We start from the raw sequence: 19,021 nt of genomic DNA on the forward strand, positions 1-19,021 counted from the left end.
GGGGGTGGGTGTCGCCCAGAACCCGCTCACGCTGGGCGAGGGCGGTCTCGAACAAGGGAATGGCCCGCTTCAGGTCCCCTGCCGACCGGTAGGCAAGGGCGAGGTCATTGCGACTGGCCAGGGTGTCGGGGTGGGTGTCGCCCAGAACCCGCTCACGCTGGGCGAGGGCGGTCTCGAACAAGGGAATGGACTGTGCCAGCTTCCCCGCGGCTCTGTAGGCGCCGGCAAGGTTGTTGCGGCTGGACAGGGTATCGGGGTGGGTGTCACCCAGAGCCTTCTCGCGCTGGGAGAGAGCGACTGTATGCAAGGGAATGGTGTGGGCGTCACGGCCTTGCTGGCGCAAGTACTGCACCGCGTCTTCGTACGTGGCAGCAGTCTGGGTGGATGCTGGCCATTGCGGGGTGGTCGTGGTGGCGAGTGCGAACAGGTGGGGTAGGAGACGTTCCCACTGGGTGATGGCGCTGTAGCGGTCGGGCTTGGCCTGATGTGTGAGGTGCTCTGCCTCTTGTCGACCTGGAGGGTAGGCGTCGGGATCGTTGGTGAAACTGTGGCGTAGGACGGTTTGCACTAGTCGGTGGATGCTAATGCTCCGCTGACCGGTGGTGAACGAGATCATGTTGTAGGCATGCAGCACCCCCAGCGCCTCACCCAGCGTGACCGGGTCCGGGGCCAAGGGGTTGAGAAGAGTGCGGGGGATGTCATCCGAGGCCAGCCAGGCGAGCGTGTTCAGCACGGTGACGGCGAGAGGATTCCGAGTCTCAATGGCGGCAAGGGTGTGCTGCCAGATGCGGGCGATCGTGCGCTCCGGGTCGATGCCTTCGGTGACGGTGTCCAGGACACGTCCGAGCACGGCGGGATAGTCGCCCAGGTCGGTTCCGGTCTCGTACAGGTAGGCACCCGCCTGTTCCAACGCTAGGGGAAGGTAGCCAAGTTCAGCAGCCAGTTCCTGAGCCTGTAAGCGCTGCCGCGGGGTGGGATGGTGTTCCTCGCCGAGGGCGAGGGCGCACAGGAGATCGGCGGAGGCATCGGCATCGAGCAGGCCCAGCGGCATGGTGGGGGCGATACTGTGCCAGCCGGCAGCCTTGCGACTGGTGGCCAGGTGATGCCCATCCGGCAGAGTGCCGACGTAGTGACGCAAATCCGCAGGGTGTTCGACGTTGTCGAAGACAAGCAGCCAGCCAGGATGCCATTGCAACCACAGAATCGCCCACGCCGCGCGCGCCTGAACGCCCGTGGTCGCGGCCCACTGTGGGCACAGCCGCATCGCCAGGTCCGCCAGCCCGGTGACGATCTGTTCGGTGGTCTCGGCAGTGATCCACCACACCAGGGTGTAGTTGCGGCGATAGGTGTGGGCGTAGTGCAGGGCGAGGGTGGTCTTGCCGATCCCACCTAGTCCGTGGATCGCCCGGGTCCGCGTCACCTGGGTGACTGCTGCCTCTCCCCTATCGGTCAGGAGCGCGCGTAGCTTGGCGAGTTCGTCCATGCGACCCAGGAACACCCCGGACGCAGGCCCCGGCAGATTCCCGGCTCCTGGCGGCGCCTGTACCTCCTGAGCCCACCGCACCGCCTCCGCCAGCAAGGTCACCACCTGGGTGCCGTCACCGGTGATGGCCACACCGACATTGCCGCCGACTGCCACAGACCGTGCCCCCGCAGCCTGGGGGCCGCTTTGCGCCGCAGCAGATTCCTCGTTCATGGCTTGATCGTCGCGTTGTCCCCGGTGACGGCGACGCCGATGGATTGCGCGGCGACGGACCGCTCACCGGACGCCGTCACATGTACTACCTCACTGCGTGCGGGCAATAGCCGGGCCAACTCATCCACCAGACCAGCGTCCTCCCGCAACGCCCGCTTGATCTGCTGACGCAACGCCCCCGCCGCATCTGCGTCGTCCGGCTCCTCGGCAGCTTCTTGCACCGCCGCCTCCAAAGCAGCCTGGCCAGCTTCGTCCCGACGACGCCATACCAGCTGAAGAATGCGCCGCCCCAGGCCTGCTGTCGCCTCGGCCGCAGCGTCCACAGCGGCGCCCTCGGCACGGCTGAGCACCGCCACCCCGTACGCGGACACCGCCGCCGACAGGTACGGCCCGGCTTGCTCCACCAACCCGACAATCTCTGCACTCACAGACACTCCTGACTGTGTGTCATTCCACTTTCGCAGGTGACCAAGCGTAGAAATCGAAGACACTCTATGAGTGCAAAACGGCTAAACCGCCTGCCGCAGTTCCAGAGTCGAAGTTTCACGATCGCGGGGGCGCGGCACGGGTTACTTCTTCTTGCCCTGGGTCTTGCCGGGCATCTAGGTGAGCAGGGTTTTTGCTGCTCAGGGGTGGTGGGCTCGGGTGCCTGGCGATCGTCGTTGGTCGCCCTTGGCCACTGTTGAGCAACCTCGGACGGCCCAGGGACGGCCCGCTCGCCTGACGGCCAGCACCTTCGACACGCCTCGTCTGAACCTCAGCCGACGACAGTCAGCCACGACGGGCGGGCGCGCCGACCGACTAGGCGCGCGTGGCCTCGCCGCACCCCCACCAGCCTCAGCCACGCTGCCGGTGCCGTCGACCAGAGCAAGCCTCCACGACTGGCCCGTGACGACAGCGCCTGAGCCCTCAGCTTGGGAAGCTGAGTCGCTGGATGCCCCCAGGCGCTGACCTGAGCAGCAGGGACGGTCGGCCTCACTTGGCTCGGCCACTTTCGCCTGAGTCCCCGCTGTTCCCCGCGCTGTGCGCGTCGACCGCGTATGACGCCACAGGAGCTGCCCTCTGACCTTGCGGCAGCGCTATCGACGCGGCTGATGCTGTGATGCCGTCCGATCGAGGCCGGCCAGAGGCAGCTCACCGAATCTTTCAGAAAACCGCGATCAGATCCAGTTCCAGAACTATAGTCCTGCGAGGGAGTTCCCTCTGGAAGGAAAACAACTAGCCATGTCTAGTATCGTAAGTTTTGAGATCGCTGGCCTTGCTGGCCGATCAGACGTTATCCGTCATTCCCTGCAACCTGATGTAAACGTCTTTTGGGGGCTAAACGGCAGCGGGAAGACGTCCATGCTCAAAATTTTGCACAGCGCACTTCAAGACGAAGCTTCTATCCTTGTGCGTGTTCCTTTCGATTGGGCCGTTGTGAAGATTCAAAGTGGGAGCAAGGAGGTTGAGCGGAGGATTAGGAACCCAAGGGCAAAAAATATTCAAATCGAGCCGCCAGATGCCTTGTTCGATGATTACGAATTGCATGATCGACAAGTGGGTGAAAGGCTCATCGATCAGGCCGAAAAGATGCGATGGAGCACTAAGCCATCCGAATATGTTGGTCGAGGTTTTCGGCATAGCTACTTGTCCATTTTGCGCCTGAGCGACAGCCCCAGAATGCGAGTTGGAAGCACTGCAGACATTCTAGATGAGGTGGCCTATGACCGAATGTTCGCGCGGCAAATTCAGGCGATTTGGCAAGAGTACAATACTCGCGAATTGATGCAGATCCGCCGCGCTCAGCAAAACGGTCTCGCAGCAATCGCAGGATCGGTCATCACGAGGTCACTCTCGCCACGAAAAGTGCGGACAGACCTGACGGATATTGACGTTGAGGCTGCTTACGTAGCAGTGAAAAACTTCTTTCAGGATCAAAATCTTCATCTCAGGGTTGGGGATTACGAAAGCTTCTCGGAGAACTTCCTGGCGAACGAATTGATGCGCGAGGTCGTTGCTGAAATTGTAGAAGTGCAGAAGGAGGTGGAAAATGCTCAGGAACCGAAACAGGCGGTTGAGCGCTTGATTCACGAACTGTTCAATGGGAGAATGCGGGTGGACTTCGAGGGGAGATATCTAAAAATTAGGCAGGGGAATGATGAGGTCCCCCTGGAGGCTCTTTCGAGCGGACAGAAGCAAGTTGTCCGGCTTCTGGTTGAGTGCTTGGCTGCCGGGCCTAACTCTGTGATTGTGGATGAGCCGGAGATCTCGATGCATGTCGATTGGCAGCATAGATTGGTTAATGCGATGCGCACGATCAATCCAAGGACTCAACTCATCCTTGCCACGCACTCTCCAGAGATCATGGCCGCACTTCCCGACAGGATGATCCACGAGCTATGAGCCGCAGGCTTTCATACAACAGATCTGCGTTTGCGCGTCGAGTGCAGATCTCGCAGGACTCCTTGTTTGTAATTGTCGAGGGTAAAGATCTCGACGCGCGATTTTATGATCGCGTCTGTGATAGCAGCACGTCGATCGAAACCGCTGGCTATCAGATTTGGCTAGCGGAGCAACTAAAGGACGACGTAACTGGAGCCGTTGCGGGCGGCAAGAAGGCTGTCCTTGCTCACTATGACTACTTCAAGACAGCTAAGAAGCTAAGCGTTACCTCGTCGAGTGGGAAACATTCCATCGCCTTCATGATTGACCGAGACAATGATGATTTATCTGGAGGGAAGAAGAGGTCCCCGCATGTGATTTATACGGAGATGTTCGATGTTGAAGCAGAAGCTTTTGTCCGCGGGAATGATGAAGAGGCACTGGCAGGAATTCTCTCACTAGACTCTGCTTCAGCGAGTCAGCTTGCAGCCGACCTAAAAGGCTGGGTGAAAGATCTTGCGGACACGTGGAGGGAGTGGGTCACTCTTTGCACTGTAGCCAAAGCAGTGGGGGCTGGCTGCGACGTTGGATTCGGCCGTGAGTCATGGGTAAATAATCCAAAGTATGGATCTGCGGAATCGGTCAAACTAGCAGCGGCAGAAGCCAAGATTTCTGCATCGACACGTCGCACATCGGCGGAATTTAATGCGATTTCGACACGTGTTCGAGGGCGAATAAATTCATGCTATTCCAGGGGGCATAGCTATCGCCTACTGAAGGGTAAATGGCTTGCGCCATACCTGGTATATAGAGTGAAGGGGCACTTCGGATCGGCGCCGGTGCATTATGGAGGCGTCGAGGATTCAGTAGCGCGAGCCTATCTGGCAACTTGTGACTTTAGGGAGAATTGGGTCAACTACTATAGGGATCGCTTGGAGGCGCTGATTTAGGGACCAAATTAAGGTCTCATAATGTCGCAAATTCGCAGCTTAAAGCAGCGGAGCCGACCGCTCCAGCCACGATGTACCCCTTCTCTGACACCAGGCGACTGATCGCCATGAGTGTGGCCCGGCCGCCGGCCGGGCTGGAGCGGGGCGGAGACAGGAGCGCAGGCCCGGCCGGCGGCCGGGCCACGCGCGGGGAGCGGAGCGAGCCGCCTTGATGAAGAAGAGAAAGTCTTACCCCGCCGGGGCGGTCGTGTCGTGTCGGCAGGTCGGCGTTCTGGGGCTCAGTTGCTGCTGGAGTCGGTTGGTCTTTGGTGTCCGCACGCCAGTTTCTTGCCGTCGGTCCCGACCACGTCGTAGTCGAGTAGTGCGTTGTAGGGGTCGCCGTTCTCGTAGAGCCACACGGTGAAGAGGTCCTTCGAGACGGATACTGAGAACTGCACGTTGCTGTCGCTCAGGGGCACGACCTCGAAGGCGTCTCCGGGCTTCATCCAGAAGTCCTCGCCGTACGGCTCGATGAACAGGCAGACGTCCGTGTCGCCCGCGTTCTCCACCGGCAGCCTGTTTGTCACGCTTTCTCGCCGATGAGGCGCTGTCCGTCGTGGCTCCGCACGTGGGGCCCGTTGCCGTCCAAGGCGTCCAGGAGCCTCACCGCGAATGCCTCGGACATGCGTTCGCTGACCTCGTCCGGCGTGAGCCATGAGACCGCCAGGGACTCGTTCGAGGTGCGTTCGGTGCCGCCCGACGGCTTACAGCGGAAGACCAGGGCCACGATGCCGCGGGTCATGTTCTTGTAGACGCCGGTGAGTTCGTCCACCTCGACGTGGATGCCGGTCTCCTCCAGGACCTCGCGGGCGACGCCGGCCTCCGGGGTCTCGTCGAGTTCGAGGATGCCGCCCGGGAGCTCCCAGGTGCCGTTGTCGGCTCGGCGGATCGCCAGGAGGCGGCCGTCCTCGCGCACCACTACTCCGGCAACGGACACGGAGTGCAGGGGGGAGGGTGTCGCTTCCTGTGGTTGACTCATGTAGAGGAGCATAGGAGGCAGGGAAGGACTATGGGAACTGCGGCGGGAGGGGCCGGTTCCGGGCCTCGGTACGTACAGATCGCGGACGAGATCGTGCGGCAGATCCGGGCGGGGGTTCTGAAGCCCGGCGACATGGTGCCGAGTGAATCGGAGCTGGTGGAGCGCTACGGCGTCGCCGGCGGGACGATTCGCAAGGCCATGGTCGAGGTGCGGGCGAGTGGACTGGTCGAGACCCGGCACGGCAAGGGTTCGATCGTGAAGGACCGGCCTCCGGTGCGGCACCGTTCCTCGGATCGCTTCCGGCGTTCGCTGCGCCGCGGAGGACAGGCGGCCTACCTCGCGGAGTCCTCGCAGTCCGGGGCCACCGCCAAAGTCAGCGTCCTCTACATCGGGCCCCAGGAGGCACCCGAGGGAGCCGCCGAACGTCTGGGCGTCCCCGTCGGCACGCAGGTGCTGGCCCGTCGGCGTCTCTACTTCCGCAACGGCACGCCGGTCGAGACCGCCACGTCCTACCTGCCCTGGGACGTCGTGAAGGACATCCCCGAGCTGTTCGCCGAGAATCCCGGCGGCGGTGGCATCTATGCCCGGCTCGAAGACCACGGGCATGAGTTCGCGGAGTACGTCGAGACGCTGCAAGCGAGGCCGGCCTCCAAAGCGGAAGCCTCGGAGCTGGCGCTGAGCCCGGGTGCACCCGTGGTTCACCTGATCCGGGAGGCGCGTACGACCGCGGGTCTCGTGGTCGAGGTGTGTGACACCCTCATGGCCGCTGACCAGTTCGTCTTCGAGTACCGGATTCCCGCCGAGGACTGACACCCGCTCAGCATCCCGCAGCCCGCCACGAGTTCCTCTTCGTGGCGGGTTGACTCATGTACAGGAGTGAGGCACTCTTCTTCATGTCACTCCTATACATGAGTGACGGAGTCCAGCATCTATAGAGGAGTGAGCTCTGTGCGTCAGATTCCCGTCGACACCTCCGGCGCGGTCGTGATGGTCGCCAAGTCCCCGCAGGTCAAGGTGCGTGACCGTCGTACCGGCGAGGTCGCCACCGACACGGAGACCGGGGCGAGGCTGATGACTGTGGACGTGATGTTCGCGGCGAACGAGGAGGTGGAGATCCTGTCCATCACCGTTCCGGAGCCGGGCATCTCCGGTGAGCTGGCCATGGGCACGCCGGTCGCGCTCACGGGCCTGATCGCCCGGCCCTGGGAAAACGACTTCAACGGCCAGAGGCGACACGGCATCGCGTTCCGCGCGGTCGCGGTCACCTCGCTCGTCGGTGCTGCCGCAGGGTCCAAGGCGGCCTGATCGTGGCCGACTTCATGGTCGTTCTGGTGCTGGTCGTCGCCGCCGTGGGTCTCCTGCGGTGGCGGCGCCCCGCCTGGTACTGGTTGACCTTCGGGGTCACTCTGGCCGTGTTACGGGTCCTGGTCCGCTACCGCTCGGTCATGGACGCGTGCGGGCTGACCGTCCCGCCCTCGCGCTGGCGGCTCGCCCTGGCCCGTGCCGCCAACCGGCCGATGCCGGATCCGCGTCCGCCGCGCATCCTGCGGCTGCGGCCGACCCGTACCGGCCTGGTCCTGAGGCTCAAGCTCCGCCCCGGGCAGGACGCGTTCGACGTCGCCGCCGCCTCGGACCGGCTCCGGCACTCGTTCTCGATGTACGGCGTGACCTCGCGTGAGCTGCGCTCCGGCGTCATAGAGGTGCGGATGACCGGCTACGACGTGCTCAAGCGGGTACAGATGCCGACCGAGACCGTCCACCGGCCGATGCGGGTACCGGTCGCGCTGCGGGAGGACGGTTCGGTGCACTACCGCGACTACCGGGCGGTACCTCACGCCCTCACCCTCGGCGCCACGGAGTCCGGCAAGTCCGTCTACCAGCGCAACCTGGTCGCGGGGCTCGCCCCGATGGACGTCGCCCTCGTCGGCATCGACTGCAAGCAAGGGGTCGAGCTGTTCCCGCTGGCCCGCCGGTTCTCCGCGCTGGCCGACGATCCCGACACCGCCGCGGAAGTCCTCGAAGCGCTCGTGGCCCGGATGGGGCACGTCTATCAGCTCATCCGGTCCCAGCAGCGGATCACCTCCGACGTGCCGGACGCGGAGATCGCCGCCGACATCTGGGACCTGCCCGACGACCTTCGCCCGGTCCCGGTCGTGGTCCTGGTAGATGAGGTCGCCGAACTCGCCCTGTACGCGAGCAAGGAGGAGGAGAAGCGGAGAGACCGCATCATCACCGCCCTGGTCCGCCTCGCCCAGCTCGGCCGTGCGGCCGGCATCTACCTGGAGATCTGCGGGCAGCGCTTCGGCTCCGAACTCGGCAAGGGCATCACCATGCTCCGCGCCCAGCTCACCGGCCGTACCGCTCACCGCGTCAACGACGAGACCTCGGCCAACATGGCCTTCGGCGACATCTCCCCGGACGCCGTCCTCGCCGCGATCCAGATCCCGGCCGAGACGCGGGGCATCGCCATCGCGGGCGACTCCTCCGGCGGGTGGCACCGCATCCGCGCCCCGCACACCTCGCTCCGCCAGGCCGTGAACATCTGCAACCGGCACGCCGACCGGACCCCGGACCTGCCCGAGCTGGCCCCGTTCCGACCCGCTCTCCCCAGCGCCGCCGCCGAGTCCGTGCCGCTGGTCAAGGCGTCCTCGGTCACCGTCTGATTCCTGCCCCGCCCCCACGGTCGGCGCGACCGCCTTCGCGCCAGGTCCCTACCCCTGCCATGCCCAAAGAAGGGAGACCCGTCATGTGCCCGAACTGCGAGGACTTCGCCCGGACCGTGCTCCTGCTCGGCCAACTCGCGCTCTACGCCGACATGGCCGGCGCCGACCTCGACTTCGTGGACGCCGTCAGCCCAGCCCTCGCCGTCTCGCTGCCCGAGCCGCCGTCCGGGGTGTTCCCGGAGGACTACGACCCCGACGACGGCCCCGCCTATCCGGGCGACGCCTGATGGGCGCCCGTCACGGCCTCCGGGTCGACGCGGTCCTGGTCCAGGCCGTGATCGCCGGTGCCCTGTCCTTCGCCCACCTGCACGACCTGGCCGCCGCTGCCGGACAGAACGGCTGGAAGGCCTGGGCCTACCCGGTCAGCGTCGACCTGCTCCTCGTCGCCGCCTGGCGGAAGCTGCGCAGCGAGGGACCGTCCCGGCTGGCCTGGTGCTGGTTCGTCGTCGCGCTGTCCGCCTCGCTCGGCGCCAACATCGCCACCGCCGGATTCCTCGACCTGGCCGACCCGCCCGCCCCGCTCCGCCTCGGCATCGCCGGATGGCCCGCGCTCGCCTTCCTCGGCGGCACGCTCCTCGCCCACTCGCCGGCCCCTGAGCCGCGGACGGCACCGCCGACCCCGGTCGCCCCACCGCAGGACCCCGAGCACTCGGACGGACAACCGTTGCCGGACACCGGACGCGCATCGATCACGGAAGCCCTGCCCGAGCCTGCCGCGGTCCCCGCCCCAGCCGTGGAAGCCGCCGTTTCCCCGGGCCCTGCCCCGACTCTCGTCCCGGCTTCTGCCCCGCCGGTCCCCGCCGTCCTGGTCGACCACGCCCGCAAGGTCGCCGACGAGTACCGCGCCCGTACCGGCTCCCCGATCGATCCCGACACCCTCCGCTCCCGCCTCGGCGTCCCGCCCCACCTCGCCGACGCCATCGCCGCCCACCTCAACTGACGCAAGGGAGAACAGAGATGACCTCCGACCCGGCCGACCTGACCGCCGCCGACTACCTCGACGCGGCACGGGACATGGCGGCGGCCGGACGTCCCTTCCTCGCCCACCTGCTCGCAGAGGAAGCCGCCCGCCGCGTCGACGACCCGGTCACCGCCCGGAGCATCCGCGCCCGGTACCCCGACCCCACCACCCGAAGGGACTGATCCGACGTGCCCGCACGCGACAACTTCCACTCCCTGATGCGGATCGGCCCCGTGCAGATCGGTACCCACCGCGACCGCAACGGCCGCACCACGCACGCCGCCGTCTGCACCTCCGACCGCTGCGGATGGTCCGCCGACTACTCCAGCCAGACCGCCGCCCAGCTCGCCGCCCGCACCCACCGCTGCACCGTCCGCTGAGGAGACACCCCGTGCAGGTCCCGCTCTGGCTCGCCCTGGTCGCCGTCGGCTACCTCGGCGTCAAGCTCATCCGCCCGCCCTGGTGGCTCATCGCCGTACTGCTCCTCGGCGGATTCCTCCTCGCCGACAGCGTCCTGGCCCCCGTCATCGACACCGCCGTCAAGTAGCGCGCCACAAAGGAGAACCGCCCATGCTCCGGCCCAAGTTCCCGACCATGCCCCAGCCCACCGGCCTGACCACTCCGCCCGCCGTCGTCCAGCCGACCGCCATCGTCCCGGGCACCCCGGTCCCGCCGCCGGCCCCGGTCACCGCGGCCCGTCCGGTCGTCCAGCTCACCCCCGGCACCGCGCTCGCCCTCGTGGGCGCCGGCACCGCCGTGGTCCTGGTCGTCGGTGCCGTCCTGGTCTCCCTGCTCCTGGCGGTCGCCATCACGGGCGCCTCGATCGCCGTCTGCGCGGTCGTCCTGCGCTCCCTGCTCACCGCCGACGCCAAGCGCCGCTGACCGGCCCCCGGGCGGCCTCGATACCGCCAAGCATCCGCCGCCCGGGAGCCGTCCCTGTCCGATCTCACAACCGGAAGGAACCCCCAGCATGGCCCACCGGGCCTCATCCGCGACACAGAAGGCACCCACATCCGCCCCGCAGCTCGACCCGATCGCCCTCGGAGACCTCCTCCGGGTGGCCTCCGCCTCCGACTACACCCGCTGGGAGGACCAGATCCGCCGCACCGGCGGCTGCTCCGACCCGATCCACCTCACCGGCTGGACTCTCACCAAGGACAAGACCACCGGTGAGACCCTGCACCACTACTCCACCGAGAACGAGCCCGGCGGACGCCTCCGCCTCGCCTGCGGCAACCGCCGCGCCTCCCGCTGCCCCTCCTGCGCTTGGACGTACGCGGGTGACACCTACCACCTGATCCGCGCCGGCCTCGCCGGGGACGACCGCCGCGACATCCCCGCCACCATCCGCGACCACCCCCGCGTCTTCGCCACCCTCACCGCGCCCTCGTTCGGCCCGGTCCACAACCGCCCCGACCACGGTGGTGCCTGCCGCTGCGGCACCGCGCACACCGCCGACTCCCCCGAGCTGGGCACCGCCCTCCACCCCGACTCCTACGACTATGCGGGCGCCGTCCTCTTCAACAACCACGCCGGACAGCTCTGGCAGCGCTTCACCACCCGCCTGCGCCGCGAACTCGCCGCCCGCGCCGGACTGCCCCGCCGCGAACTCGCCGGTCACCTGCGCGTCTCGTACGGCAAGGTCGCCGAGTTCCAGAAGCGCGGCGCCCTCCACTTCCACGCCGTCGTACGCCTCGACGGCCCCGACGGACCCGACACACCCCCACCCGCATGGGCCACGGTCGACCTCCTCTCGGACGCGCTCCGCGCCGCCGCCGCGCACTCGTACACATCCGTCTCGGTCCCGGCCGCCGGTGACCAACCGGCCCGGACCTTCCGATGGGGAAGACAGCTCGACGTCCGCCCGGTCAAAGCCTTCGGCGACGGCTCCGACATCACCGAGCAGGCCGTCGCCTCGTACGTGGCCAAGTACGCGACCAAAGCCGCCGAGAACACCGGGACCCTGGACCGCCGCATCGGCGAACTCTCCGAACTCGACCGCCACGGCGTGCCCGACCACACCCGCCGACTCATCACCGCCTGCCGCGACTTGGACGCCCTGTACCCGGACAGACGGCTCTGGGCCTGGGCACACATGCTCGGCTTCCGCGGGCACTTCTCGTCCAAGTCGCGCACGTACTCCACCACCCTCGGCGCCATCCGCCAGGAACGCGCCGACTACCGCGCCGCCCAGGAGGCATCCGTCCTCGGCCTCGACGAACGCGAGCCGGACACCGTCCTCGTCCTGACCGACTGGCAGTACGCCGGCCACGGCCACACCCCGGGCGAAGCCGCTCTCGCATCGACGATCGCCCGTGATCTCCAGGCCAACCGCGAGACGGCCCGTGAAGCCCTGCGAGACCTGGCAGTGGAAGGAGCTGCGGCATGACCGTTCGCGCGCTTCCCGAGCGGTACCTGACTCCGGCCGATGTCGCTGAGCTCCTGGGTGTTCCGGTCGAGACGCTGTACCAGTGGCGGCGCAAGCGCTCGGGTCCTCCGGCCTTCCGGGTCGGGCGGCATCTTCGGTACGACCCTGTGCGGCTCCGCCAGTGGATCGACGGTCTGACCGAGACGGCCGCCTGATGCCGGGGCACGTGCAGGATCGCTGGTACAAGACGGAACCGGGTCCGGACGGCAAGCCGGTCAAGGTCAAATCGGACCGCTACGGCAGCGGCCTCCGCTACCGGGCCCGGTACGTCGGGCCGGACGGCACAGAGAAGAGCCAGTCCTTTCCCGACCGGCAGAAGCGTCGGGCGGAGGAGTGGCTGGCCGAGACGGCCGCCGACATGTCCCGGGGGCAGTACATCGACCCCAAGGCGGCACAGACGACCTTCCAGCAGTACGCGGAGCGCTGGATCACCGGGCAGACGACCGACCTGAACACACGCATCGGAGCGGAGACCCGCCTTCGGCTGCACGCCTTCCCTCGTATCGGGTCGCGCCCCCTCGGGTCCTTCCGGCCGCTCCACATCCGCGAGTTCGTGCGGGATCTGGAAAGCGACTCGATCAGCAGCACCTACGCCCGCAACATCTACGCCAACGTCCGTGCGGTGCTGTCTGCCGCCGTGGATGATGGCCACCTCGCCCGGAACCCATGCTCGGCGGCGTCGGTCCGTCCGCCCGCCGTCTCTGCCGCTCGGGTCGTGCCCTGGCTGCCGTCCCAGGTGCGTGCGGTCCGTGACACCCTGCCCGAGCGCTACCGAGCCATGGTCGACGTGGGCAGCGGCTGCGGTCTCCGGCAGGGTGAGATCGTCGGCTTGGCCGAGGACACGATTCAGCTCGACGGCGACACGCTTCGTGTCACCACTCAGGTCAAGCTGATCCGGGGTGTCGCGGTCTTCGCCCCGCCGAAGGGCAACAAGGAACGGGACGTGCCGCTGCCGTCCTCGGTGGCCTCCGCCTTGCGGCGGCACATGGCGAGTCACCCGCCCGTGGCGATCAAGCTGCCGTGGATCCGGCCGGACGGCCCGCTCACCGAGCGGCGGCTGATCTTCACCAACACGGTCGGCGGAATCGTCTGGCGAAGCAACTTCAACGCCCTGGAGTGGAAGCCCGCCCTTGCGGCGGCCGGCCTCATCCCGACGCCCAAGCCCGGGAAGCCGTACGCCTCCGCCCGGCAGCACGGGATGCACGCCCTTCGCCACTTCTACGCCTCGGTCCTCCTGGACGCGGGCGAGAGCGTCAAGGCCGTGAGCGAATACCTCGGGCACTCCGACCCGGCGATGACGCTGCGGGTGTACGCCCACCTGATGCCCAGCAGCCGCGAGCGGGCCCGCCGGGCCCTGGACGGGGTCTTCGGCACGGCCCCGGAACCCTGACGGCCCAGGGACGGCCCAGCGGGTACAGGACAGCCCCCTACTGGCGACATCGTCGCTGGTAGGGGGCTTCTTCGTGCCCGGGGAAGGTCCGTTCTCCGGGTGCAGGCATAACCCTTCCAGTGTCGCAGATCAACAGCACCGGCCCCGGCCGGAGCGGGGCGGGGGCAGGTGCCTGTGGGTGCCGGCCGTCGGCGTCGGCCGGCCTCGCACGGCCCGGGGACGGCCCGGCGTGGCACTCGATCGGACCCTCCTGGCGATGTCGGTGCCGGCGGTTATGGTGCGACGGCCATCGGGCGCGACTCATCGGGGAGGGGTCATGGGGACCAAGACGGGACTGCTCATCTACGCCGACGGCGAGGTGCCTGGCCTGCTGCGAGGGGCGAAGGCGGCGGACCTGCCGCGGACGTCCGAGATGATGCGGCGCCTTTACCCGGGCTCGGAGATCGAACGGCTCGGCGGCTCGCCGCTGGCCTACTGCTTGTACCCTCCGGAAGGCGCCGCGTACGCCGCGAGCCGGCCGGGCGTGGAGATGGTCTGCGACCAGCGGGTGATGATCGACTTCCCGTCCCGGCTTCCCGAGCACCTCGTCGCGGCGAGCGTCGGCCGACGTCTCGTCCTGCACGCCATGCACAGCATCGTCGACTGGTTCGCGTTCGCGGTGTGGGAGGACGGGCGCCTGGTCCGCTCCCTGAGCCTGTCGCCGGACTGCGGCGTCATCGAGGACATCGGCGAACCGCTCCCCTTCGAGCTTCCCTACTGGGCCGGGGACCACCCCGTAGACGTCGTCCCCCGGCCAAACGAGGACGAAGAACCGCGCCCGCTCCCCTTTCACCCCTTGGACCTGGGCGAAGAGGCCCTGCGTACGCTCTGCGGCCTCGTCCAGGAGGACCGGCCCGGACCTGACGCCTTCGACCCGTACGACATCGACCTCCACGGCTTCTTCGTGCGGGACCCCCACGGGCCCGACCCTGCGGGGGAAGAGGCGAAGCTGCGGAAGATCAGGGAAAACATGAGATCGTCGTATTCCCACCGGCTGGGCCCCGACAGCTCGCTGATCGAACCCGACGTCCCGTGACGCACGACCTGACCGTCCCGAAGCCGAGGACCGAGGTCGTCGTTGTCGGCGTTGTCACGCGGTCAGACACTCATCCCACCTCCTCGAACCCGCCCCCATGTGTGTCGTTCCGACGTGTTTGAACGGCGTGCCTCAGCCGACCTTCCCAGCCCGGAAACCGAGACGGCTCAGCCGGCCGCCGATGCGGCTCCGTACCTCGTTCCGGTGCTGCCGCCGCATGGGAGTATGCGGGCGTGGAGACCGCGACGGACCTGCGAGTGATGCTTGAGTCATTGGCCAAGGAGGACGGCGTCTTCGGCCGGGTCGAGAGCGGGGGCGCGGGCTCCGTTGAAGAGCACGTGTACGGCTTGGTCCTTGACGCCCAGAAGGCTTGGGCATCCTATGCGATCAAGGGTTCTCGAGGGCCGACCCGCCCCGCTGACATTGCCGATGCCCTGACGGCCATCGACAGGGAAGAGGCGGGAACCGTCATGGCCTACCTGTCTGCGGGTGACCTGGTCTTTCCCGGCCGGCTGCGTCGTGATCGTGAGCACGCTCATCGAGCTGCGCAGCGAGTGGTGAAGCTGCTGGGACGGGACTCCACGTGGTGGACGAACATCGAACCATCGGATGCGGGCCACGGGTGGAACCCGGTATCTCGGTTCTCCTTCGACGGAGTGGTTGCAGGCACGGGCAACGGGTTTGTCGTGGCCCTGCTCCAAGTCGGAGAAGACTGACGCGTGGCGCGTCACGGTTTCGAACACCGCTTCAGGAGTTCGATCCGAGCTCGCTTCGACTGCGGCCGACGACTGGCGGGACGGCCGGACCGCTACGCCCCCGGAGCCCGGTACTGGACTTGTCCGGCTTTGCGCAGGGCATCCATGGTTTCGTCGACCGTCAGGAGAACGGTCGTCTCGAACGAGCTGAGTGCACCGCCTCCGCTGATCGCCAGGGCGACCGCGGCCATGGAGACGTTGTCAGGGGCCTCCCACAGGTTGTAGCCGTCGCGGGTGCCGAACGCGTACCAGAAGCCGTGGAGCTTGCCGCCGACGGACTCGATGTACGACTGAGCGGCCTTTGCCCGGTCCTCGGGCCGGCCGATGAGTCTGGCCCAGGTCTCCGGCGTGTAGCTGAACCTCGACAGATAGAGCGGCATCATGTCTCCCTTTCGTCTCAGCAAGGGATGCCCCACGGGGTGGGACACGCCTCCGAGGCCGCCCGGGTGTCCCCCGAACGGCCGGGACGACGACCGGCATGGCCGCTGCCGGTGAGCGCCCCGGCCGCCGCGCTACCTGACACCGTTCCGGACCTGACACCGTTCCGGCACGACCTCTGCTCTCTGACGCCGGAGAGCCGATCACGTCTCCGAGCCCCGCCGGTAGGGGCCTGGACCGTACGTGTCACTTCCTGCGGACGGCCAAGAGCGCCAGCACCATGCTCATGAGCAGCACGAACACCACGAGCGAGGCGAAGAACAGGACCTCGAGCCAGCCGGGGTTCGCACCGGTGAGCGTGCCGTTCGCGGACAGGCACGCCACCTCCGGCGGAAAGCTCTGCCGGCGCAGGTCGCCGCAGGCGTTCGGCAGGTCGTCATTGATGACGTACGCGTTCACCCAGCACAGAGCCCAGCTCACGAGGAAGACACCCAGCGAGGCCAGAGAGACACCCCGCAACGCGTTCGAGGAGGGGAGCGTCCGGGAGTCCGTCGCGGGAGGTGTCGTCATGGCCGGGAGCGTACCCGGCACGAACGAACCATGGCCGACGCAGGCAGCGGCTGCGGTCTCCGACAGGGGCAGACCATCGGACCGGCCGAGGACAGCACGCAGCGAGCGGCAACCAGGAAACAATGCCCACCATGGACATATGGGGGACGTTGTTCGCGACTGTTGTCGGTGCCGCGATCGCTCTGCTGGGGCAGCACCTCGTGAAGCGCGCTGAACACAGGGCTCGCATCTCGGAGCTGCTCTTGGAGCAATGCGCTTACCTGGCCGCCTCATCCTCGGACTTCCACAACCGTGTCTGGGAGGAGCGGGTCCTCGACATGAATGACCGCGTCAGCAGCTGGGACGTATCAGCTCACGGGCTGGCGTCAGCCCGGCTGCAAATCCTCTCGAAGGACCGGGCCCTGCTCTCGGCACTACAGGAACTGAACAACGCCGGTCAGCAACTCGGCAGCTACTGGAGGCGAGGCGTCGTGGATGAAGCAGAGTTCACCAGCCGTTGGAACCGGCACCGCATCGCCACTGAACAATTCATCGCCACAAGCGGCGAGGTGGTCCATCGGCGCCTCGCACAGGCCTGAGAAGCAGAGTCCCCCGGCCCCGGCCGGAGCGAGACGGGGTGGCCGACCGTGGACCCTGCACCCCTTGGCGATCTTGATCCTGGCCGAGGCGGTGCCGTACTGTGCGCGGTTTGACCGTTCACAGTTCTCAGGCGGGACGAATGAAACGAATAACGAGCCGCTTAGCGGCACTGTGCACCGCGCTGTTCGCGGTGATCGCCGTGTCGGCGGTACAGGCACATGCGGAAGCACGGCCCGTGCCCGTCGCGGCCAGCGACAAGTACGCGCTCAGGTCCGTGGGCGCCGACGGTCTCTACGTGTCGGCGGAGGTCGTCAACAGCGGTGACCGCGAGGGCATGCTGCGGGCGCGCAAGTCCGCCTCGTCCCTCGACGAGCTGGGATCGTGGGAGAAGTTCACGCTGCACACCCACGACAAGGGGTGGACCACCACCCTGCGTTCGGAGGCGAACGGGAACTACGTCGCGACCGAGCGGAACGACTCCGGCAGCCACAAGAACCTGCTCCGGGCCCGGAGCACGACCGTCGGCGAATGGGAAGAGCTCCACCTCGAGAAGCAGTCGGACGGTACGTACGCCCTGAAGGCCTGGACGAACGACGGCTACAAGTACGTGACCGCCGAGGTCCAGGACGCCGGAACCGACAAGGGGCTGCTGCGGGCACGGGCGGACTCGGTCGGGTCCTGGCAGAAGTTCGAGCTCGTCTTCCTCGGCGAGGAGAACGCGAGCGACGAAGGCGGACGCCCCAGTCCCGCTTCCCCCGCGCCGACGGCCGAATTCCGTGCGATGTCGTGGAACGTCTGCGCCAACAACAACGACAAGTGTGGCAACTACCTGGCGGAAGGCACGGACCTGGGGACCCAGATCTCTGCCCGGATGGGCTCCGAAGAGGAGGCGAGGCGGTACCGTGCCGTCTTCCTCCAGGAGCTCTGCGAGTCGCACGCCAAGGCGATCGAGCAGGCGCTGGAGACCAAGACGGGCACCGGATGGGACGTACGCTTCGCCCCCATCAAGTACACCATCGACGGTTCGTCCTCGAAGGCCGCCAAGACCTGCGACAGAACCAGAACCGGGGAGGACCGGGGCGCCTACGGCACCGCCCTCGCGGTGCCGGACTCCAACGTCTGGTACACGTCGTACGACCTGCCCTCGCCGCAGAACCAGACCATCAAGAACGAGTGGACGCGTATGGAGCAGCGGACCGCTCTGTGCGCTGTTCTCCCGGCCCAGGCCCTGCAGTTCTGCGGGGTCCACTTCAGCTCCGGCGGGGAGAAGGAGGACCCTAAGGGGACCAAGCGCCTGGAACAGGCCGAGCTGCTGCAGGACATCGTCCACTCGTACACTCCGGCCGGCTATCGGACCGTCTACGGCGGCGATTTCAACTCCGTCCCGCCGGACTCCACCTCGCAGGACACTCCCAAGACCGTCATGACGTCCGCATACGCGGCGGACGAGGAATGCGACGAGGGGATGTTGACCGATCGGCCGCGCGACGGTCAGGTCACGAAGCCGTTGGACGGCCGATTCATCAAGATCGACTACCTGTTCGGTCCGTCCTCCGCGGACATCTCGCCGTGCAGCGTGACGGCTGACGCCGGAAAGTCGGACCACTATCCGATCAAGGCGAACTTCAGGTTCTGAGACAGTGACGCGGCCTTGGTCCGGAACGCCCCGCAGGCGTTCCGGACCAAGGCCCGACCCGCCCGCACGGTGCCGCCGCTCACGCACCCGGCGGGCGGAACGTGACCTCCCTGCGGGTGGCCTCGTCGATCTCGTCGAGGGTGAGCAGCGGTGTGGCCCGGGTGCGGAGCGCCCCGCTGGCCTTGACGCGGAGGCTGACGGCGGCCATGGAGACCGTGTCGGGGAAGTCGAGGACGCACACGAAGTCGTCCTCCCCGAAGGAGAAGTACATGGCCTCGACGGTTCCGCCGAGGCCCGCGACGACGTGCTCGACGGCGGCGCGGCGGCCGCTCGCGCCCTCCTTGAGCAAACCCTTCGCCCCTTCCGGCGTGTAGCTGGCCTGGATGAGGAACTTCGGCATCGGGGTGCTCCCTGCCCGTGGCGTGTCCGGTACCGGGATGGCCTTCCCGCTGCGGGCCCGGCCGGCGATCGGGGAACGCCAGGATTCACCCGTAAGAC

25 protein-coding genes are annotated in these 19,021 nt (G+C 67.0%); 18 read left to right on the plus strand and 7 right to left on the minus strand.

Features of this window, described 5'->3' with window-relative positions:
• On the minus strand, positions 1 to 1,696 hold a 1,696-nt coding region (locus tag ACFW6B_RS04205; protein WP_386591808.1), incomplete at its 3' end, for a tetratricopeptide repeat protein.
• Positions 1,693 to 2,124: a hypothetical protein gene (locus ACFW6B_RS04210; protein WP_386591809.1), complete on the minus strand. Its 432-nt coding sequence runs from the start codon at positions 2,122 to 2,124 to the stop codon at positions 1,693 to 1,695. The genes ACFW6B_RS04210 and ACFW6B_RS04205, both read right to left, overlap by 4 nt.
• A gap of 796 nt (positions 2,125 to 2,920) precedes the next feature.
• Here ACFW6B_RS04210 and ACFW6B_RS04215 point away from each other — a divergent pair.
• Both ACFW6B_RS04215 and ACFW6B_RS04220 read left to right on the plus strand, forming a co-directional pair.
• Positions 2,921 to 4,081, plus strand: coding sequence for an AAA family ATPase (locus ACFW6B_RS04215; protein WP_386591811.1), 1,161 nt, complete (start codon positions 2,921 to 2,923; stop codon positions 4,079 to 4,081).
• Complete coding sequence (locus ACFW6B_RS04220) at positions 4,078 to 5,010, plus strand: hypothetical protein (protein WP_386591813.1); 933 nt, start codon at positions 4,078 to 4,080, stop codon at positions 5,008 to 5,010. The genes ACFW6B_RS04215 and ACFW6B_RS04220 overlap by 4 nt, the downstream gene beginning before the upstream one ends.
• Positions 5,011 to 5,288: 278 nt before the next feature.
• On the opposite strand, the gene ACFW6B_RS04225 is transcribed toward ACFW6B_RS04220, so the two are convergent.
• The gene (locus ACFW6B_RS04225) at positions 5,289 to 5,576 is read right to left on the minus strand and encodes a hypothetical protein (RefSeq protein WP_386591815.1); all 288 of its coding nucleotides are present in this window, start codon (positions 5,574 to 5,576) and stop codon (positions 5,289 to 5,291) included.
• On the minus strand, positions 5,573 to 6,040 hold the full coding sequence (locus ACFW6B_RS04230) for an NUDIX hydrolase (RefSeq protein ID WP_386591817.1): 468 nt from the start codon (positions 6,038 to 6,040) through the stop codon (positions 5,573 to 5,575). The genes ACFW6B_RS04225 and ACFW6B_RS04230 overlap by 4 nt, the downstream gene beginning before the upstream one ends.
• An 18-nt stretch (positions 6,041 to 6,058) precedes the next feature.
• Here ACFW6B_RS04230 and ACFW6B_RS04235 point away from each other — a divergent pair, with 18 nt between their 5' ends.
• From ACFW6B_RS04235 to ACFW6B_RS04300, 14 genes are all read left to right on the plus strand, one after another.
• Positions 6,059 to 6,838, plus strand: a complete 780-nt coding sequence (locus ACFW6B_RS04235) for a GntR family transcriptional regulator (protein ID WP_386591819.1) — start codon at positions 6,059 to 6,061, stop codon at positions 6,836 to 6,838.
• Positions 6,839 to 6,976: 138 nt separating this feature from the next.
• Complete coding sequence (locus tag ACFW6B_RS04240) at positions 6,977 to 7,333, plus strand: hypothetical protein (protein ID WP_328447596.1); 357 nt, start codon at positions 6,977 to 6,979, stop codon at positions 7,331 to 7,333.
• 14 nt (positions 7,334 to 7,347) lie between these two features.
• The gene (locus ACFW6B_RS04245) at positions 7,348 to 8,691 is read left to right on the plus strand and encodes an FtsK/SpoIIIE domain-containing protein (protein WP_386592177.1); all 1,344 of its coding nucleotides are present in this window, start codon (positions 7,348 to 7,350) and stop codon (positions 8,689 to 8,691) included.
• Positions 8,692 to 8,774: 83 nt separating this feature from the next.
• Entirely contained in the window at positions 8,775 to 8,978 is a 204-nt protein-coding gene (locus tag ACFW6B_RS04250; protein ID WP_386591821.1) for a hypothetical protein, read from the plus strand.
• Positions 8,978 to 9,691, plus strand: a complete 714-nt coding sequence (locus ACFW6B_RS04255; RefSeq protein ID WP_386591823.1) for a DUF2637 domain-containing protein — start codon at positions 8,978 to 8,980, stop codon at positions 9,689 to 9,691. The genes ACFW6B_RS04250 and ACFW6B_RS04255 overlap by 1 nt, the downstream gene beginning before the upstream one ends.
• A gap of 17 nt (positions 9,692 to 9,708) precedes the next feature.
• Positions 9,709 to 9,894: a hypothetical protein gene (locus ACFW6B_RS04260; protein ID WP_386591825.1), complete on the plus strand. Its 186-nt coding sequence runs from the start codon at positions 9,709 to 9,711 to the stop codon at positions 9,892 to 9,894.
• Between the two features lie 6 nt (positions 9,895 to 9,900).
• Positions 9,901 to 10,092, plus strand: coding sequence for a mobile element transfer protein (locus ACFW6B_RS04265; RefSeq protein ID WP_386591827.1), 192 nt, complete (start codon positions 9,901 to 9,903; stop codon positions 10,090 to 10,092).
• 11 nt (positions 10,093 to 10,103) lie between these two features.
• Positions 10,104 to 10,259 carry a hypothetical protein gene (locus tag ACFW6B_RS04270; RefSeq protein ID WP_384788503.1) on the plus strand — a complete coding sequence of 52 codons (156 nt, stop codon included), beginning with the start codon at positions 10,104 to 10,106 and terminating at the stop codon, positions 10,257 to 10,259.
• A 23-nt stretch (positions 10,260 to 10,282) separates the two neighbouring features.
• Positions 10,283 to 10,594 carry a SpdD-like protein gene (locus ACFW6B_RS04275; RefSeq protein WP_386591829.1) on the plus strand — a complete coding sequence of 104 codons (312 nt, stop codon included), beginning with the start codon at positions 10,283 to 10,285 and terminating at the stop codon, positions 10,592 to 10,594.
• Positions 10,595 to 10,682: 88 nt separating this feature from the next.
• Positions 10,683 to 12,101 carry a replication initiator protein RepSA gene (repSA, locus tag ACFW6B_RS04280; protein ID WP_386591831.1) on the plus strand — a complete coding sequence of 473 codons (1,419 nt, stop codon included), beginning with the start codon at positions 10,683 to 10,685 and terminating at the stop codon, positions 12,099 to 12,101.
• A complete protein-coding gene (locus ACFW6B_RS04285) occupies positions 12,098 to 12,295 on the plus strand; it encodes a helix-turn-helix domain-containing protein (RefSeq protein WP_386591834.1) in 198 nt (65 codons plus the stop codon). Before repSA ends, ACFW6B_RS04285 begins: the two co-directional genes overlap by 4 nt.
• On the plus strand, positions 12,295 to 13,530 hold the full coding sequence (locus ACFW6B_RS04290; protein WP_386591836.1) for a tyrosine-type recombinase/integrase: 1,236 nt from the start codon (positions 12,295 to 12,297) through the stop codon (positions 13,528 to 13,530). The genes ACFW6B_RS04285 and ACFW6B_RS04290 overlap by 1 nt, the downstream gene beginning before the upstream one ends.
• Positions 13,531 to 13,846: 316 nt before the next feature.
• Positions 13,847 to 14,605 (plus strand): DUF6928 family protein, encoded by a 759-nt coding sequence (locus ACFW6B_RS04295; RefSeq protein WP_386591838.1) that lies wholly within the window; start codon positions 13,847 to 13,849, stop codon positions 14,603 to 14,605.
• Between the two features lie 233 nt (positions 14,606 to 14,838).
• Positions 14,839 to 15,321 (plus strand): hypothetical protein, encoded by a 483-nt coding sequence (locus tag ACFW6B_RS04300; RefSeq protein WP_386591840.1) that lies wholly within the window; start codon positions 14,839 to 14,841, stop codon positions 15,319 to 15,321.
• Between the two features lie 92 nt (positions 15,322 to 15,413).
• Here the strand turns inward: ACFW6B_RS04300 and ACFW6B_RS04305 are convergent, their stop codons facing one another.
• Together ACFW6B_RS04305 and ACFW6B_RS04310 are read right to left on the minus strand one after the other, a co-directional pair.
• Complete coding sequence (locus ACFW6B_RS04305) at positions 15,414 to 15,740, minus strand: GYD domain-containing protein (RefSeq protein WP_351195892.1); 327 nt, start codon at positions 15,738 to 15,740, stop codon at positions 15,414 to 15,416.
• A gap of 244 nt (positions 15,741 to 15,984) precedes the next feature.
• Positions 15,985 to 16,308, minus strand: a complete 324-nt coding sequence (locus ACFW6B_RS04310; protein WP_386591842.1) for a hypothetical protein — start codon at positions 16,306 to 16,308, stop codon at positions 15,985 to 15,987.
• A 131-nt stretch (positions 16,309 to 16,439) separates the two neighbouring features.
• On the opposite strand from ACFW6B_RS04310, the gene ACFW6B_RS04315 reads away from it, so the two are divergent.
• Positions 16,440 to 16,886 (plus strand): hypothetical protein, encoded by a 447-nt coding sequence (locus ACFW6B_RS04315; protein ID WP_386591844.1) that lies wholly within the window; start codon positions 16,440 to 16,442, stop codon positions 16,884 to 16,886.
• 140 nt (positions 16,887 to 17,026) lie between these two features.
• Complete coding sequence (locus ACFW6B_RS04320; protein ID WP_386591846.1) at positions 17,027 to 18,523, plus strand: endonuclease/exonuclease/phosphatase family protein; 1,497 nt, start codon at positions 17,027 to 17,029, stop codon at positions 18,521 to 18,523.
• Between the two features lie 79 nt (positions 18,524 to 18,602).
• Here the strand turns inward: ACFW6B_RS04320 and ACFW6B_RS04325 are convergent, their stop codons facing one another.
• Positions 18,603 to 18,923 (minus strand): GYD domain-containing protein, encoded by a 321-nt coding sequence (locus ACFW6B_RS04325; protein WP_386591848.1) that lies wholly within the window; start codon positions 18,921 to 18,923, stop codon positions 18,603 to 18,605.
• Positions 18,924 to 19,021 lie beyond the last annotated feature (98 nt).

The organism is Streptomyces sp. NPDC058751 (assembly GCF_042746485.1).
GTDB lineage: Bacteria > Actinomycetota > Actinomycetes > Streptomycetales > Streptomycetaceae > Streptomyces.